The organism is Paraburkholderia caffeinilytica, from assembly GCF_003368325.1.
GTDB lineage: Bacteria > Pseudomonadota > Gammaproteobacteria > Burkholderiales > Burkholderiaceae > Paraburkholderia > Paraburkholderia caffeinilytica.
Map to the genome: position 1 here is coordinate 52,974 of NZ_CP031466.1, position 16,949 is coordinate 69,922.

The window sequence follows — 16,949 nt, forward strand, 5'->3', positions numbered from 1 at the left end:
AAGACCGCACACGCCAAAACGATCGTCGCCACTGACCGCTTTCGTTCCGAACAGATCGTGCAAAAATCACGATCCGGCGCTGACCAACGGCAGCCTCGGCAAGAGCCGCTAACCGAAGCCTTGGGGAGCACCACATAACCAGTAGTAACGCCGCCAGTCGTGCATGGTGCCGCCAAACGTGTCTTTCGGTTCCCCCAAATGAATACAGCCCGCACACGTGCGGGCTGTATTCCGATTACTGCTGCAAGGTTACCGCTAGAGCAAGAACGCCGGAGTCTGAAGCCTCGCTGTCCTCAGGCAACGCGTCGCTGGTTGTCCGCAAGATAGCTGAGCAGCAGCGTATCGAGTACGCCCGGAGGCGGTCCCGCCTGCTGGGTCTTTTCATCCTTGTCCTTTTCCTTGTCCTTGGAGTTATCCTGGTTCTCCTTGGAGTCGGATCTGGTTTCGGTTTTCCCGTCCTGCTTGTGCCCTTCGGCGCTGCCGTTCTTCGGTGTTTCACCTTCCGCTGAACGGGTTTCATGCGAGCCTTCCACGCCGCGATGCCCGCCGCGCCGGCCGGAGCCGCCAGAGGCGGAGGCCATCGCCATGAGCGCAACCGCGTCGCCGCCCGTCGTGGTTGCGGTCCCGGCACTGCCGCCACCCAGCAGCTTGTCGCCCACTTTCTGCGCGCCCTGGCCGACTTCCATCTCGCTGACCGACTTGATGACCTTGCCTACGCCGCCGTGCATCGCGGCTGCGATCGTGTTGTCGAGCTTTTCGCTGCCGATATGCGCCGCGGCGAGCGTCGAGGCTGCGACGGTCGTCCCCAGGCCCTCGGGCGTGAGGTCGGCGGCGGCTTCGAGCGCATCCTCCCCGACCTGTGTCAGGTCGTTCATCATGCCCTTGAAATTGCCGTGGGCGAGATCCTTCACCGCGTTGACGGAACCGGATACGACGCCCTCGACGGAGGACACGAGGTCCTGGGCAGCGGCGTCGACGCCCTCGTTGACGTCTTTCTTGACCGTCTCGACTCCCTTTTCGACGCTATTCAATACCTTGTCGAAACCCTTGCCGAGATGCAATCCCTGCAAACCTTCGAGCGTGGCTTCAGCGCTTGCGGTGGCCGCGTCCGTCGCAGCCTTGCCGACGTCATCGGCCGTCTTCAGCAGGTCTTGCATGGCAAGCTTCATATTGCCCTGCATGAGTGCCTCGGTCATTGCCAGTGTGTCCTGCAGCACCTTCTTGAGATCCTTTTCCAGCACATGGGCCACATGCTCGACGCCGTGCGCGACCGATTTCGCGGCCTTCTCGATGTCGTGGCCAATATGCTGGAACGCATGCTTGATTTTCGAAAATATACTCATGGTGTGCTCCTCAATGCGCGCGGCCCACGCAAGGCGGGGCCGATCGGATGGTCTGCCAGCAGGGCCGCGCGACGATGTGGGTGGAATTGCCTCAATTCGTCGACGTTTTCTCGTTCATCGCCTTGTTGAGCATCGGCAGCAATTGCGAAAGCAGCTTGAGCAGTTCGTTGGTGAGCGTGCTCGGATCAGCCGCGCCGGTCGTGCCGTTGTTCGACCCGTCCGTGCCGTCTGTGCCGTTCGTGCTGGTGTCGCTCGGGTCGCTCGTGCTGTTCGGATCGGTGCCGCCGTTGTTCGAACCGTCGGTTTGCGACGATCCCTGGAGCTGTTGCAGCAGTTGGATCACTTCGGAAAGCAGATCCTGAATCTGCGAGGTCTGATCGCCACCCTTGTTCGCACCGCCGCCGCCGGCCTGGCCGCCGCCTTGCGCGCCCTGGATCTGTTGCAGCAGCTTGAGAATATCGTCGATCATGCTCGCAGTCTGCTTGTCGAGCCCCTGGCCGCTTTGCGACGACTGCTGCAGCATTTGCAGGATCTGCTGCAACAGCGACATGATCTGGCTTTGCACGTCGGTCGAGTCGTTGCCCGGATCGACGTTGTTGTCGGTCGACGCACCTTGCGTCGAGTTCGGACCTTGCGTCGAGTTATCGCCGCCACCGCCACCGCCGCCGGCAGACGGGTTGCCGCCTTGCGAGCTGCCGTTCACCTTCTGTTCGATGATCGCGAGGATCATTTCGAGCAGCTTCTCGATATCGTTGTTGCCGAGCTTGCCGCCGCCTTGCAGGTCCGATTCCAGTTGCTGCAGATCGGCCTGGATGGCGCTGCTGCCGGAGTCATTGGTAATCTTGCTCATGAATAGCCTCTTACAGTAAACGATGAGAGAAGCGCAGCGGCTTTTGAACACGCTGCGCATTTGAAATCCGATTGGCCGCGCGACGGTCGCAGCATGGCGATCGTCCCGTAACAAAGCGTAAGAGACTGGCTTGATTGTGTTGTTTCGTAAAACGAAACATCAGGCGTGACGGCGAATCGGCGGGAAAGGGGGGCGGGGAGAGAGCAGACGAAGCAGGAAGACGATGCGGCGCCGCGCGAAACGCGCGGCGCCGCCCTTACCGGCGAACCGGAAAAACCGGCAAACAACTAACGATCAGGAACGATCGGGCTCCGGCGGCGTGACCGGCCGCTCCGCGCGCAGCACGCTCAGCTGACGCGGATGGGACACCTCGGTGACGCGCTGCAGCGTTGCAAGGAAGCTCGGTCCAAGCGTGCGCGACGCGCCGTTTGTTTCCAGCGAGTACAGGAAGCGGTTATCCCAACTGTCGTCTGCCTCGAGCAGGGTGGCGATCTGCGCATTGCGCTCGTTGATCTGCGCGAGGTCGCCCTTGCCTGGCTTCGCGCCAGGTGGTACCACCGCGTCGCGCAGCTCGCGCAGAATGTTGATCTTGCTCGCCGCTTCAGGCTTCAGCCAGACACGTTCCGCAAAGAGCTGGTTGCCGCGTAGCGCGTCCTGATCCACTCGCGCGAGGTAGTCGTCGATCGGCTCGGGTTGCGCGGCGCCCGCGGGCTGCTTGTTGTAAGTGTCGTCCCACGTTGCGCGGCGGCTGTCGACGTAACGCTTGAACTTCTTCACGCTCGTGAAGGTGGTGTCGCGATAGCTGAGCGATGCGTCGATGTGGCCATCTTCCTCGGCGATGCGCCATGTGGAACCCGTCTCCGATTGAAGCACCGTGGTGCCGAAGCCGACAATCGAGACATTGGGCAGCACGACCGATTTCACGTGGCCCGTCTCGTCGGCGAAATTGCCTTGCGGCGCGAGGCCGGCGACGAGCGTAGCCGATGCACCCGCCATGCGCGCGCTACTGCTGCCCGCGAACTCGGCTTTCAACGGACCGGTTTCCTGACGGCGCGTGCGCGTGAACCAGGTCTTCGTGCCGCCCGCCTGCACCGACGGGCCGATCTTGTATCCATCGTGTTCGTAGCGGACACCGGTCGATGCGTTGACCGTCGTCGAAAGCGATTGCGCCTTGGAGTCGAGCCAGTTCACCGACACGTCCGGATCCTTGTAGAACGAGTGAGCAATGGCGTCCCACATCGACCCCGCGTCGTGCGGCAGACCGCGGTTCGGCCCGCTCGCGGTTGCCTCGTCGATCACGCCGAGCATCTTCGCTCGCCACGGGTCGGGCTCGCCCGCGGGCTGCTGCCCGGCCGGCAGCGTGCCGGTCGGCTGAAGCCGCGCGCGCACCATCACGCCCTTCGGCTGCGACGCGTCGAAAACGGCCGGCAAGACTTGCGCCGAGCCGATCGCCTGGAAGCTCTTGTGGAACAGATTGACGCCGCCTGCCGCGCTCGCGCCCGCATGCGACGCCCAGCGTCGATCGCTGCCAATGAACAGTTGCCCGTGATTCGCCGACGAACCGCCGTTGATCATCGCGTGGCGGCCGTGGATTAACTTGATGTCGGGTCCGGCGAGCACGAACGGCAGCTTGCTCGCGCCCGGCAAGTTGAGCAGTTCGGCCACGCCGGTGTTGATGCCGAACTGTCCGCCGTCTGACAGGCGCACGTCGTAGGTCATGCGCGGTTCGGTGATGACACGCCTGAAGTTTTCAAGCACGGTCTGCGGCGTGGAGCGGTCGGGCGTTGCCTCGCCGTTGCGCTCGAGCGTCGTCAGGTTTTTCAGCGCGGCTTTGAATTGCGCAGCTTGCGACGCGGCGGGCGCGGTCTGCGTTTCTACTGCCGTGATTTCATCGGTTTCGTCCAGCTGTTCGGATGCCTGTTGCGTCGTCGGCTGAGGCGTTGCGTCGCGCGGCTCACTGGCTTCGAGGCGGTCGATCCAGCTTTCCAGCGTCGCGGTCGTGAGCCGCGAGCCGGTGCGCGATTTCAGCGCGGCATATTCCGGACTGAGCTTGACTTCCGTTTCGCTGACGCCGGTCAGTGCCGCGGCGCGTGCGGCGATCGCATGCCGCATGTGCTTCGGCACGCTGGTCTTGTCACGCCAGCCCTTGTGTGCCACGCGCTGATACCACGCTTCGAGCGTCGCGGCTTGCACGGCGTCGGCAATGCGCGAATCGGGCGGCCCGTCGCCGTGCGTTTGCGCGCGCTCCGCGAGCGCGCCGCCCAGTTGCCAGATCACATCCGCCTTGAGCAAATCGTCCTCGGGGTGGCGCAGGCTCGCGCCGCCGGTGCCAAGCGCAAGCGCGGACATCGGCGACTTGTTGAAGCCGAACATACGCCGCAGGTTCGCGAGCGTGCCCGGTTGGCTGGCACGCCGTGCGTAGCGCGACAGCTTGAAGAGTCGGTTCTGCGCATGCGCGAGCAGCGTACCGGGCCCTTCATGCGTGAAGCCGCAGCGCCACGTGAAATACGCGGACTTCAGGTGCCGCTCGGGTTCAGCCGTCGGATCATCGGCAAGCTGCACCGCGGCCAGCAGTGCCTTCGCCGGCACGCTGATATCGCCGTTCATGAGCTGCGACGGCGGCACGTTCGTGATGCCGGTCGGACGTTGATGTTCTGGGAGCGCGGCCAACGCGAGGCCGACGACTTCATCCATGCTCTGCGGCGGCGGGTGGCCTTCGGGCAGCGCGGCAATCAACGTGTTGGCCGCGCGCAACGCGAGCTTCGTGGCGTCTTCGCGCATGGCGTGCTTGACCGGGTCCGCGTCGGCGCCGACGTCACCGCTCAACGTACGCAGCGTGCCGTAACCCAGCGACGATACCGCGAGCCGGTGCGCCAGTTCGAACGCGCCGCCTTTCACTTCGAGCAGCGGACCCGTGCCGCGCAAGTCCTGAAGCGCTTTGCTTGCGCGGTCGACATCGGCACCGAACGCCTGGTTCATGCGGCGCAGCACGATTTCCTGACGGGCCGCTACCTTCAACTGGGTGTCCATGTCGCTGCCTTCGGGGGCGCCGAGACAGGTTTCCAGTTCGCTCGCGAGATCCGTCGTGGGTTTCTGCGGACCGAGCCCCGACCGATTGAAGAGCTGCGCCGCGACCGCCGCCGCACCGCCTTCGCTGACGACCCGCTCGGCGGGCGCGGTCTTATCGGTTCCCGCGAGCGTCAGTGCGACGTTGTGCTTGTGCCTCGCGACAGCCGCGGGCGGCGTCGCATTTTTATCGGGCTTGTGACGCTGATCTTCTGTCACGCCGATCTTCGCGCGTGCGGTCGTGGGACGCGCGGTCGTGACGGAGCCCAACAGCGAGTTCGAGACCGTCACCGGCCGCGGCGCGAGCGTGCGCTTCAGGTTCGACCAGAAACCGTCGCGGCGGCGGCTTGCCGTGGGCCGCGTCGTTTGCGGCCCCGTTGCAGCAGAAGACGACGTGCCGGCGGTGACGTCGCCAGTCGTCACGGGCTCGTGCGTGTAGCCCGAACTGGATACTTTAGGAGGAGTCATGGGCGTTGAGATGAAGTGGACCATGGGAAGCAGGCCGCTGCGGCTTGCGCGGAGCCCAAGTGGCGCGCGAAAGCGGGCGTGCCGGGGTATCGACAGGGTAGCCGCGAGAGGCGGCGCCCCGGCTGCCGTTGCAGCGAAACACGGTGCGCGCCGGCGAACTCACTGGACTATCGCGGGGAAGATCGAAGGTTTCGTTCCGGTCGATAAGGTTTCGCCGGTTGGCCGCTCATGTCATGCGCAGTCCCGATAATCAACGGCATCGGAGGAGGAAAAATGCGGCTTACCAACATGTTGCGGAATGCGACGTCGATGCTGCGGGGAGCGCCACGCTCGTCGACGACAGTTGCCCCGGCCGCGAGTCCCATCGGGTCGACGGGGGCGGGCGTGCAACCGTCGTCGCCGGGCGCGCGGGCGGGCGCCAAGGCGAGCTTCGCGGCTACACGGGAGCGTTTCAAAAGCCTACTGGGATTGAGCCGTCCGCCGTACGCGACACCCAAGGTGCCGACGGATCGCCGGGCGCTCGTGGAAACCGAGTGGCGCATACCGTTCGTGCGCGCGAACAGGTTCGGCCGCTCTTTTCCTGCACACGCCGTGCGGATTGCGCCGCAGAAACCGGCTCGCCCACTCGATCCGTCCGGCGACTGGGGCGACGCGAGCAAGGCGGGCCCGGCGCCCGGTACGAGCGCCTCCGCTCAGCGGCGCGCGGTGAAGGCGCAGCGCATGCTGGCCAAGACGATCGGCAAGTTCACGGCGAAGCGCGCGGACCAGTCGGCAAATGCCGACGCGGCGCACGCAAATCGACCCCCGCGCGATGCGGCCGAACTCGAGCATTGGCTGGATCATCGGGAAGGGCTGGATAGCTGGGTACGGGAGTACTTCGGCGCACCCGGGCTTGCCGATCCAGTCGCCACCCTATCCGCATTGCTGGCCCAGGCGGCGCAGTCAACGGAGTCCGTCCACGCCGCCACGGGCGACGCCATAGAGCAAGCCGGTCCGTCCGCAACGGACAGCACCCACCGATTCGCGCCTTCGCTGATGCTCGGCTACGCCGTGCTCTCCGCGCTCGGCTCGAACGAACCGGCGCGCGCGGCGGCAGCATTGCAGGCGTTACCGGAAGTGGTGAGCATTGAAGGCATCGCGCTGCGGGCAGCGGCGTTCGACCCGAACGCCGCGCGCCCCCCCGTCACGACGACGGAACAGCAGCCACCGCTGAATCACGACCCTGTCCGGGTGAGCCATGCGGACGGAACGTCCGCAGAGGAAATCACGTCGGAAGACGCAGGCGGAACCACACACGACCACGGCAACGTGCGCACGACCGATGCGGAAGATCACACTTCGTCTCACGCGCCGGTCAATCGGGCGCACGAAGACGCGTGGCGCATTGCCCGCTCGCTCGCGAATACTCCCCTAGGGTTCGACGTACTGAAGAGGCTCATCCATAGCGGCGCATCGGGCACCGACAATGCGGCCGCGTTCGCGGTGCTGCAAGCGTGGCATGCGTTGCCAGAGCCGCCAGCCGATCTCGATACGGCGCTTGCCGCCGCGCACGCCACGGTTGACGACAAAGGCAACCTCGCTCCACGCGTGCTGCGTGCGCTGTCGGGTTCGAGCACGCCGCGCGATGCCGCGGCGCTGTTCGCGTGGCGCCAGGAGTTCCGTAGCGATGCGCCTGGCAGCCCGTTGAAGCAGGCGCAAATCCGGCTGAATCGTTTCGTGACGCGGGGGATGTTGCGGCTCGACAAGGCCAACTGGTTTTTTCAGCGCATGTTCGGCATGAAGAAGTCCGCGTTGCGCAGCATGATGCTCGGCACGTCAAGCGCGGCGCTCGCGTCGTACACGAAAGAGGCAACCCGTTACGCCGACGCGCTTAAGGCGGCCAGCGCGACGTTGGCCGCCTCGCTGCGCAACCCGCGTCTCGCGCTCGGCGCGCCGGACGGTCCCGAGGCGCGAGCGCGCGAAGCCGCGGCGGCGGCGCTGGAGGCGATTGCCGCGCGACCCGCGGCGCACATCGGCGATCTCGAATTGGACGAGGCAACCAGGGCCGCGCTGGAAAATCGCGAGCCGGTTCCGAACGCCGCGCAACGCGACGACGCCCCTCCACTGCTCGACCTCGGCGCGTTGCGCGACTGCGCGAAGCGCTTTCAGGTGCATCGCTGGCAAGACGTGAAAGCCGCGCTCGCTCACGCCGAGAAAGTCGGCGAGGCCAAGCCACTCAAGCCCGAGCGATTGGGCCGCGAAGAAGTCAGAACCGTGCTACGTCAGTTGATCACCGATCTGCAGCAATCGACCCAGGTCGCCTTCGCGGACGGTGCGCGCTACGGCTTCAGCACGCGCGGTCTTTCGGTGTCGGCCACCAAGGGTCTGCATCACCACTTGCCGTTCGGAGGCGAACTCACGCTTGGGCATTACCGCGGCCGCCGCGCCCTCGTGACCCTGCAGCGCAATAACGTCGGATTCGATATCTTCATCGGCACGGAACATAGCAAGCGCTCGCAGCTCAAGGTGGGCGCCCGCATCGGCTACGCCAGACGTCTCGACTGGCTCTGCGGCTTGCGCCTGGGCGGCTCGCTGCGCATCGCGCCGGTCGATCGCGAGTTGCGCGAGCCGCGCGGCGTGATGATCCGCGTCGCCCGCGAGCGTCTGACCGACGAGAACCTCGACTGGGTCGCGATGAAGTACGACGATCCGCGCACCACCGAAACCGTGCTCGACATGGTCGACTTTCTGTTCGAGGAAGCGCGCGAACCGGTGCGCGAAAAGGGCGCCGAAACCTCGCTGTTCGAGCGTCTTGCCGCGCGCATCGGCGAGCGCACCGATATTTCGATCGGCTGGCAGGACGGTAAGACAAAGGCATCGCGCCAGGGCATTCAGGCAATGGGGGGCGCGTCGGTGTCCGGTCCTCAGTCGAAGGCACGCGGCACCTTCGGGCTTGACGGCACGGTGACCGTGGACCTGAACAGCCGTAACGACGCGGCCGTCAACGAGGCAACCGGTTCGCTCCGCTACGACCGCCGCACCGTGACCTCGAGCGTGCGCGTCTCCACGCAGGGCACGGTCGGTGTCGGCCCCGCCTGGCACAAGGGCGACCTGACGGGCGGGCTGCCGGGCGCGTCGCCGCTCGGGATCGGCGGCGCGTTGCCGGAGCGGCTCGTTGCCGCGCGCGTGATGCTGCCGGAGCGCGAAGGGCGGCTGCTCAATCGCGGCTGCTACGCGGATCAGCAGTTCGCATCGTTCAACGCCTTCGCCGCGGCGGTCAACAGCTCGCGCGAAGAGTGGATCGAGATGTACCGGAATAATCACAACTGCGACTATCCGACGGCGGTCGTCAAGCTGAACGCCGACCTCGCGATGCTGCAGAGCCATCAGCGCTCCAATCACACGTTCCTCGTGCGGCGCCGCCTGAAGCCGGAACACGCGCGGCGTGGCGACGTCTATCGCGCGCTCGAACGCATGCATGATGCCGCCGCGCAAACCGCGGGCGGCAAGGGCGAGGACTGGTCGCGACCGCTCGACGCCATGTTGCGCGAGCGCGCGTCGTGGCTGCCGGAGCGGATCGCGGTCAACGAAGTGGCGGGACGTGTGCACAGCACACCCGGCGTGATTACGCCGATCGGCGGCGTCGCTTCCGCAAGCGTGCTCGCGCAGCGTGAACTGCTGCGCTCCAAAGGGTGAAGTGTAGAAGGGCCAGATATCGATGAGTCTGCACCGATTTCGTCGAAGTTGCGCCGGCGTTTCATCGGGTTTCGTTAGGGGATGCCATGTTTCGCTGCAACCGCGGAGGAGGGCGCCGGGTGGCGCCTAGCATGCTTTCGCGCACCACCCTGAAACTCTCTTGGAGAAAGACATGACTCGCATCAATTCGGCTCACACGTCAGCGACCGATCACAACTCGGAGGCCAGCTCGTCCGGCACCGGCGAATCCGCCGCGCGCCGCGGCGGCACATCACGCAAGCGCGGCGCAACGTCGCTAGGCGGCACGGGGAGCCCGCAGCCGTCGGCGCCCAAACGCGCCGCAACCGGCGGTGGCGAGAGCGCCAATCCGCCGGTGCGGGCCGGTGCGGACAAGCTGCTGCGCGCTCACACCCGCTTTTTCGACGACAACAGCGTGTCGGTGCGAGGTTTCGACGTGTCTCCCGCAAGGCCTGGCGCAGCGGGGCAGAAGCGCGCGGTTTCGCAGGCTCTGCGCGGCACGCCTGAACTGTCCGCCATGCTGACCGCCACCGTCGACACCATGGCGCAGCACCCGCTGGAGAATGCGCATGCGAGCCGCAACGCCACCGGCGACTGGATGTCTGATTCGCACTTCCACCCGACGAACTACGTGCAGCAGGGTATGGTGCCGCGCGAGATGTTGAAGATGATGGACGAGGTCGGCATCCACCGCAGCGTGATGTCGCCGATTCCGACCGACGTGATGCCGTGCGGCAGCCATGACGAGCACACTCACGCGCCGAACCACAACAACATTCCCGCCGAGTCGTACTACGTGCAGCAGAAGTACACCAACATCCAGCCGCATGAGTTGACGCAGGACGTAGAGAAGGAAATCACGCAGGGCGCGCACTTGATGCTGAACCAGCAGGTGGATGCCGACACCGCGTTGTTCATGCAGATCGCGCAGCTCTCTCATGCCGAGCGCGATCGCCTGGATCCGATGGTGACCGGCCTGCACCTGGGTTCACCGCTGAGTCCGCAAGCGCTGCTCCTGAAGCTCGCGACGCACCCGGGCATGTTTACCGGCGTGGGCGAAGTGACGATCCACAAGGAACTGGTGCAGCAGCAATACGAGGGATCGCGGCAGGCGAATCTCACCAACAACGTGCAGTCATTCAAGCATTTGGTGGCGACGGCCGGCGTGATCGGCATGCCGGTGGTGCTGCATTGCGACGTCGATTCGACGGCGAACCAGCGAGCCAATGGCATCGGTCAGCCGCAGTATCTGAACGACCTCAAGAAGCTGTTTGCGTCGCCGGAGACCAGCAAGACCACGCTGATCTGGGCGCATTGCGGAGGTATCGGACGCTTCGTGCGCAAGCCGATCGACCACGCGAACAATCTGCGCACGATCCTCTCCGATCCGAAGATGAGCCACATCCACATCGACATTTCGTGGTCGCGCGTGGCGCGTCAGATCGTCATGAAGACGCAGCCCGACGGCACCGAAGTGCCGGATCACGAATCCGTGCATGCGTGGGCGGCGCTCATCAACGAGTATCCGGACCGTTTCCTGTTCGGCTCGGACGCGCTCAATCCGCAGGTCAAGGACACGTGGGCGGAAACCGGCAACATGTATAAGCCGCTGCTCGATAAGCTGACGCCGGAAGCGCGCGTCGCGGTGAAGACAGGCAACTACGATCGCGTGATCACAGAGGCGCGTCCAAAGGTGCGTGCTTTCGAACAGCACGTGCTGACCCGCGAGTTCGTGGAAAAGGGCTTGCGTTCGTCCGGTGACGGTCGGGTCAATGACGGTCCGCACATCAACCCGGATGCCTTGCGCGCCGCGCGCGACGAGGCGTATGCGAACGCGGGTGTCGATCTCACCGGGCGCCCGCTGGACGCCGCGGTGCACTGAGCGTTGTCTGGCTGCCGGCGCTCGCGCCGGCCAACGTGTGTGAAAAAAGCGCCCTCCGAAAGGGCGCTTTTTCTCGTCTTGCGGTCTGCAACGATGAATGAAGCGGCGAGATTCAGCCTGCCGTTCTTCGCGGCGGCGCTTGCTCCGGACCGCGAGCGGCGAGCGTCTCCAGTGCGCTCCGATAGGCCGCCTGCAGTTCGAGGAGCGCCACCTTGCCGTGGGCAGTCGTCGGGTTCAGCAGTCGTTTCTTGAGGTTGTAGCGTTGCATCACGAGCTCAAGTGTCGCGTGCTCCTGCGGCACACCGAGGACCGTGTGCCACGGGCGCACTGGGCTTGCACTGCCGGGGTGATCTGCGACCTGCGCCGGTTGGCCCTGAGCCGCCGCTCCGCTTACGGCGTAAGCCGCATGATAGCCATGCGCGGCGGGCCCATAGTGATACGCGGGCGGCGTGTGCCACGGGGCCGCCGACGGCCAGACAGGCGGCGGCATCGCGTTCATGCGGCCGCTGTGCGTCGACACGAAGAACGGCCGCGACGCGCTCGGATAGAGGCCGAAGCTTAGCGTGCGAAAGCGTCCGTTGAAATGAAAACCGATGTGCATCTGTTTGCCGACGGGACCGTCGCCGGAGCCGTATGTGAAGCCGAACCGGCTGTTCGCGCCGACTAGCCGGCTGTGATAGGACGGCATGCTCCAGCTTGGCTGCGGTTGCCAGTGCTGCGGTTGCGTGTAGGCGGCGTATCCGTGAGGCGAAAACGCGGATGCCATTGCGGGATGCGTGTGCTGGGCCGTCCAGTTCCAGTTCGAATAGTAGGGCGCGTGGCAGGGTGCCGCCCATGGTTGCATGTGGGGTGCGTACGCATGGGACGCGTAAGACGCATAGCTCCGTCCCGGATGCGGAACGAAATACGGGACCGCATACGGATGGGCGGGGGCGCCGTGGCCGCCCTGCGGCTCATGTGAGCCGGCGCTGGTTCGCTCGGGCTCGGGCGCGGCATGCGTGGTCGCCGTGGCCTCCGGTCTTGTCGCGCTCGTCTCGCTTGCGATGCCGGTCGCGTTCGGCGGATTGCTTGCGCTGCCGGCCGCCGACGCCGTTGCCGTGGGCTCCACCGCCGTGTCCCCCTGCGGTGGAACCGCTGGCCGCTCCTGCACATCACGCGCGTGCGTGATGCTGAAGCGCGCGGCGGGCGGTGTTTCCTGGTCCTCCTGAAAGCGGCGCGAAAAGGCGGCGACGCGATCGGTGATGTCGCTGTGCGACAGCGTGCGCCGCAACGTGCGCGGCGCGGGCGCACCCGGGGTTCTCCTCTGCAACGAAGACGCGCTTCCCGGCCCTTCCTGCAAGCCGGCGCTCAAGGCGCGCGAAGGCCGATTGCCTCGCCCGGCGGCGTGGTCCCGTGCCGGCTGGGCGTCCGGTCTATCGACGGTGGAAATGCTGGGCGAGGAAGTGATTCGATCGGGCATCGGATGCTCCTTGTGCCGCGGATGCGCACATTCGTGATGTGATGAGCGGCCGGTCTGCGGCTCGCGCGGATATCGGAGCGTAGACCCGCACGGCCCGCGCGCCAGGCGCGCGCGGCGACACCATGGCGCCGCAAACGAAGCGCCGCGCTGACTTCGCTGCCGGCGCACCGGTTTCGCCTTCGTCCCGCACGAGCGAGGGCGGTCCTGGCTAACGTCGCGCTATCCACAGACATGCAATTCCAGCCGGATACGGCAAAGCGAGGCCAGATGACTGTAACGATCCAACCACGCGCGCAAGCGCTTGTCGACACGATTCGCGAGCGCATTGCGGAGGCGGGGCGCATGCCGGGACTGGTGGCGCGGCACGAAGCCATCTTCGATATCGTGCCCGCGATGAAGGCGCAAATCGACGAGTTGCTGGCCGACGACGCGCTCGCCGCGGACCAGGCCATGCAGTCGCTGCGCGAAGCCTTCGAAGCGTTCAAACACGATCACGCGATTCCGCGTCTGCCGTACTCGCCGCAAATAGACGCCCGCTATCCGTATCGCGACGAGTTGTCGAATCCCGTTTACATCGTCGCGTTGCGCTCGAAGCAGGGGCCGAATGCGACAGCAGACTCGCATCTCGCCGCGGTGCAGCGCTATATCGATCCGGGTCTGCATGACCGCGCGCGCGCCGATGCCTATGCAAGCGCCATGTACTGCCGCACGATCGGCCCCGCTGACCTGCGCGATGCGCGCGAGCACACGCTCATTGGCGAGCGCGGCGCGTTCGCGGCGCGGGCGATCCGCGCGGGCGAATGTCTCGGCGTCTATGGCGGCCGGCTCATGAGCGCGGCGATGTTTTTTTCCTGCGTGGAGGAATCGTTCGTGCTGAGCGCGAATTCGGACAATGCCGTCGCTTTTATCGATGGCGAGAACATTCTGGCGATGGCGAACACGTCCCTCGCGTACGACGACGAAGGCGCGCCGGTTGCCCAGGCCGATGACGACGGCTACAACATGGAGGCGCTGACGTTCGATGCGTCGTCACGCTGCGGCCGGCACTTCTCGATCCGCGCGTTCTTTGCCCGACGCGAGATCGAACCGGGCGCCGAACTGAGGTGGAACTATCGCTATTCGCCGGAAATCGTCGAGCACGTGTTTGGTGGTGCGCGCCGGCAAGCGCAGCAGGCACGCGCGAACGGGTTCTGTTCGGGCTGAGCGGCGCGGGCATGCGCGTTCGTCAATGGACGTGTTGCTGTTGCTCGCAGCGCCCCATTCCGGCGCCTGGGACGATATGAGCGCACGCGCCGAAGTCTGCGTGTGGGAAATGATGCGTCAATTGGAACAGTCGCGCTTCGCCGACTGATCAGCGAGTGCGTCCTTGATGGCGACGCACAGGCGGAAGGCGACGATTTGCGCGTTGCCGGCGGCCCGCTCGATGGCGTCGGTCGGCTCGAGTTCGAGCGCGTGTTCGTATTCGCGCAACGCGGCGATGTCGTCGCCCGATGTTCCGAGGCATTGCGCCGTGCCGGTCAGCCGGCGAGCGATCGTCAGCGCGTCCGCATAGCGGCGTTCGGACAGACACAGGTCGAGTTGCGCGCAGTAGTCGCGAATCTGCCCGAAGTGCTTTTCGAGCAGCGCGACAAACTGTTCCGGCGGACAAGTGAGTGCGAGCCGGGGCACATCGCCGTCGACGTCGCGCGGGTCGCCTGCACGGGTCGAGCGCTTCAGAGATTTCATGTATCGAAGGGTATTCAGCAATTCATCATCATGGTTGACAGGCTGCGGATCGCAGTCGGTGAGACCCGCGGCAATCGACGTAACGATACATCGATTGGCGGAGCCGCGCAGCACGCGTGAAGCATGAACGTTCGCATCGAGGGCCAGGTTTTCGGCCTCTTGCGCTCTTTCGACGGCGTTGGCGACCTAGCATCACGGCACCGTACGTGACAGGCGAGGAATTGATGAACCCGCCAGCCCAACACGCGCCGCACCGGTCGACGCAATCACCGCAGAATGCCGAGGCTCGTCGCCGCGGCGATATTGCGGCCGCCATCAAGCGCATGCGTGGTGGCGAAGCGACCAGCAAACCGTCACCCGTGCACCTGAGCAGTACCACCGGCTGCAGGCAGGTGCCAGCCGATCAGGTCGCAACGCCGTCGCGTTCCTGATCGGGGCGCCGACTGGGCGAGTTGTTGCACGAAGAACGGCCATAAGGTCATGAGGCCATGAGGCGTCCAATTCGAAACCTCGACAAAGATTTTGTGCATATTGAGAAGGATCGTTCACAGTGGTCAAGACGACAAGAGCGGTATTGTTGGGGTTGGTTCTTTCGGTGAGCGCGCTTTCCGCGCAAGCCGGCGAGACGAAAAAGGTCGATGTCCTGCTGGTGGGCGGCGGCATCATGAGTTCGACGTTGGGCGTATGGCTCCATGAGCTCCAGCCCGACTGGTCGATGATGATGATCGAGCGCCTCGACGGCGTGGCCAAGGAAAGCTCGAATGGCTGGAACAATGCGGGCACGGGACATTCCGCGTTGGCCGAACTCAACTACACGCCCGAGAAGCCGGACGGCACGATCGACATTTCGAAGGCCGTCGAAATCAACGAGGCCTTTCAGGTGTCGCGCCAGTTCTGGGCCTGGCAGGTCAGGAACGATGTGCTCAGGAATCCGCGATCGTTCATTAATTCGACTCCGCACATGAGCTTTGTCTGGGGAGACGACAACGTCCGTTTCCTCAAGAAACGCTACGATGCGCTGCAGGTGAGCCCGTTGTTCCGCGGTATGAAGTACTCGGACGATTTCGACCAGATCAGGCAGTGGGTTCCGCTGATGATGGAGGGGCGCGACCCCGCGCAGAAGGTCGCGGCGACCTGGTCCCCCGTGGGCACCGACGTGAACTTCGGCGAGATTACGCGCCAGTTCGTCGGATACCTGCAGAGCCAGCCCAATTTCACGCTTTCGCTCTCCAGTGAAGTACGAAGCATCAAACGCAATGCCGATGGTACGTGGCGAGTGTCCTACGTGAAGACCCAGACCGGTGATTCCGGGCAGGACGTGGACGCGAAGTTTGTGTTCATCGGTGCAGGCGGTGGTGCGCTGCACCTGCTGCAGGCATCGGGCATCCCGGAAGCCAAAGACTACGGTGCGTTTCCCGTCGGTGGTTCGTTCCTGGTGACGGACAAGCCGGAGATCGTGAGCCGGCACCTGGCCAAGGCTTACGGCAAGGCTTCCGTCGGTTCGCCGCCGATGTCGGTGCCGCACCTGGACACGCGCATCATCGACGGCAAGAAAATCATTCTGTTCGGACCGTTCGCGACATTCTCGACCAAATTCCTGAAGACCGGGTCGTACCTCGATCTCCTGAGCAGCACCAATGTGCATAACGTCGTGCCGATGGTGCATGTGGGCATCGACGAGTTTCCGTTGGTCGAATACCTGGCCGGTCAGCTGATGTTGTCGGATGACGATCGCTTCAATGCCCTGAAGGAATACTTCCCGCAGGCGAAGAAGGAAGACTGGCGCCTGTGGCAAGCCGGTCAGCGTGTCCAGATCATCAAGCGCGACGGTGCGAAGGGCGGCGTCCTCAAGCTCGGTACGGAAATCGTGAGTTCGCAGGATGGCAGTATCGCCGGTCTGCTGGGCGCGTCGCCGGGTGCCTCGACCGCTGCGCCGATCATGCTCAGCCTGCTCGAGAAGGTGTTCAAGGACAAGGTCGCGACTCCGGCCTGGCAGGAAAAGATCCGCGAGATCGTGCCGAGCTACGGGACCAGGCTGAACGACAGCCCGGCCAAGGTCTATCAGGAATTGACCTATACCAGCGACGTGCTGCAGCTGACGCCGCCGCAGATCGACCTCACCGTCGCGCCGCGTTCGACCGCGGGAGCGGGTGCGTCCCGGCCGAGCAAGGCTGCGGCTGACATGGCGCTATAAGCGCCATGGGCGCTCTCAAGCGTCCTGCCGCAGTACGGACGGTGAGGCGCTTGCGATAGCTGAACCGATCGGGATAGGTATGTCCCGATCCGCATTGGAACGAAGGAACACGAAGGGAACGGCGCGCGAGCCGCAGTATCCCCGTCGTGTTTCATCGCGAGCATCACAGCCAGAGAGGAACATCATGAAACGGATAATGAAGGCGAGCGCAATGAACCTACCGAAAGGCAGGCGCGGTCTGCTTCGCGCATTGGGTGTCGGGGCTGTCG

Annotated in this window: 9 protein-coding genes; 4 read left to right on the forward strand and 5 right to left on the reverse strand. The window is 64.8% G+C overall.

Features of this window, described 5'->3' with window-relative positions; all coding sequences use genetic code 11:
• Positions 1-293: 293 nt before the first annotated feature.
• The 3 genes from DSC91_RS00270 to DSC91_RS00280 form a co-directional block, all read right to left on the reverse strand.
• On the reverse strand, positions 294-1,343 hold the full coding sequence (locus DSC91_RS00270) for a hypothetical protein (protein WP_054036851.1): 1,050 nt from the start codon (positions 1,341-1,343) through the stop codon (positions 294-296).
• 91 nt (positions 1,344-1,434) lie between these two features.
• Positions 1,435-2,193, reverse strand: coding sequence for a hypothetical protein (locus DSC91_RS00275; RefSeq protein ID WP_115776291.1), 759 nt, complete (start codon positions 2,191-2,193; stop codon positions 1,435-1,437).
• Positions 2,194-2,487: 294 nt separating this feature from the next.
• The gene (locus tag DSC91_RS00280) at positions 2,488-5,727 is read right to left on the reverse strand and encodes a hypothetical protein (RefSeq protein WP_162831294.1); all 3,240 of its coding nucleotides are present in this window, start codon (positions 5,725-5,727) and stop codon (positions 2,488-2,490) included.
• A 273-nt stretch (positions 5,728-6,000) separates the two neighbouring features.
• On the opposite strand from DSC91_RS00280, the gene DSC91_RS00285 reads away from it, so the two are divergent.
• Together DSC91_RS00285 and DSC91_RS00290 are read left to right on the forward strand one after the other, a co-directional pair.
• Positions 6,001-9,402 (forward strand): hypothetical protein, encoded by a 3,402-nt coding sequence (locus DSC91_RS00285; protein WP_115776293.1) that lies wholly within the window; start codon positions 6,001-6,003, stop codon positions 9,400-9,402.
• 172 nt (positions 9,403-9,574) lie between these two features.
• Positions 9,575-11,302: an amidohydrolase family protein gene (locus DSC91_RS00290; RefSeq protein ID WP_115776294.1), complete on the forward strand. Its 1,728-nt coding sequence runs from the start codon at positions 9,575-9,577 to the stop codon at positions 11,300-11,302.
• Positions 11,303-11,414: 112 nt separating this feature from the next.
• Here DSC91_RS00290 and DSC91_RS00295 read toward each other — a convergent pair whose 3' ends face one another.
• Entirely contained in the window at positions 11,415-12,761 is a 1,347-nt protein-coding gene (locus DSC91_RS00295) for a hypothetical protein (protein ID WP_162831295.1), read from the reverse strand.
• Between the two features lie 267 nt (positions 12,762-13,028).
• On the opposite strand from DSC91_RS00295, the gene DSC91_RS00305 reads away from it, so the two are divergent.
• The gene (locus DSC91_RS00305; protein WP_115776297.1) at positions 13,029-13,964 is read left to right on the forward strand and encodes an SET domain-containing protein; all 936 of its coding nucleotides are present in this window, start codon (positions 13,029-13,031) and stop codon (positions 13,962-13,964) included.
• 117 nt (positions 13,965-14,081) lie between these two features.
• Here the strand turns inward: DSC91_RS00305 and DSC91_RS00310 are convergent, their stop codons facing one another.
• Complete coding sequence (locus tag DSC91_RS00310; RefSeq protein WP_128576460.1) at positions 14,082-14,486, reverse strand: hypothetical protein; 405 nt, start codon at positions 14,484-14,486, stop codon at positions 14,082-14,084.
• Between the two features lie 550 nt (positions 14,487-15,036).
• Between DSC91_RS00310 and mqo the strand changes: the two genes are divergently transcribed.
• Complete coding sequence (gene mqo, locus DSC91_RS00320) at positions 15,037-16,680, forward strand: malate dehydrogenase (quinone) (RefSeq protein ID WP_115776300.1); 1,644 nt, start codon at positions 15,037-15,039, stop codon at positions 16,678-16,680.
• The last annotated feature ends 269 nt before the right edge of the window (positions 16,681-16,949 follow it).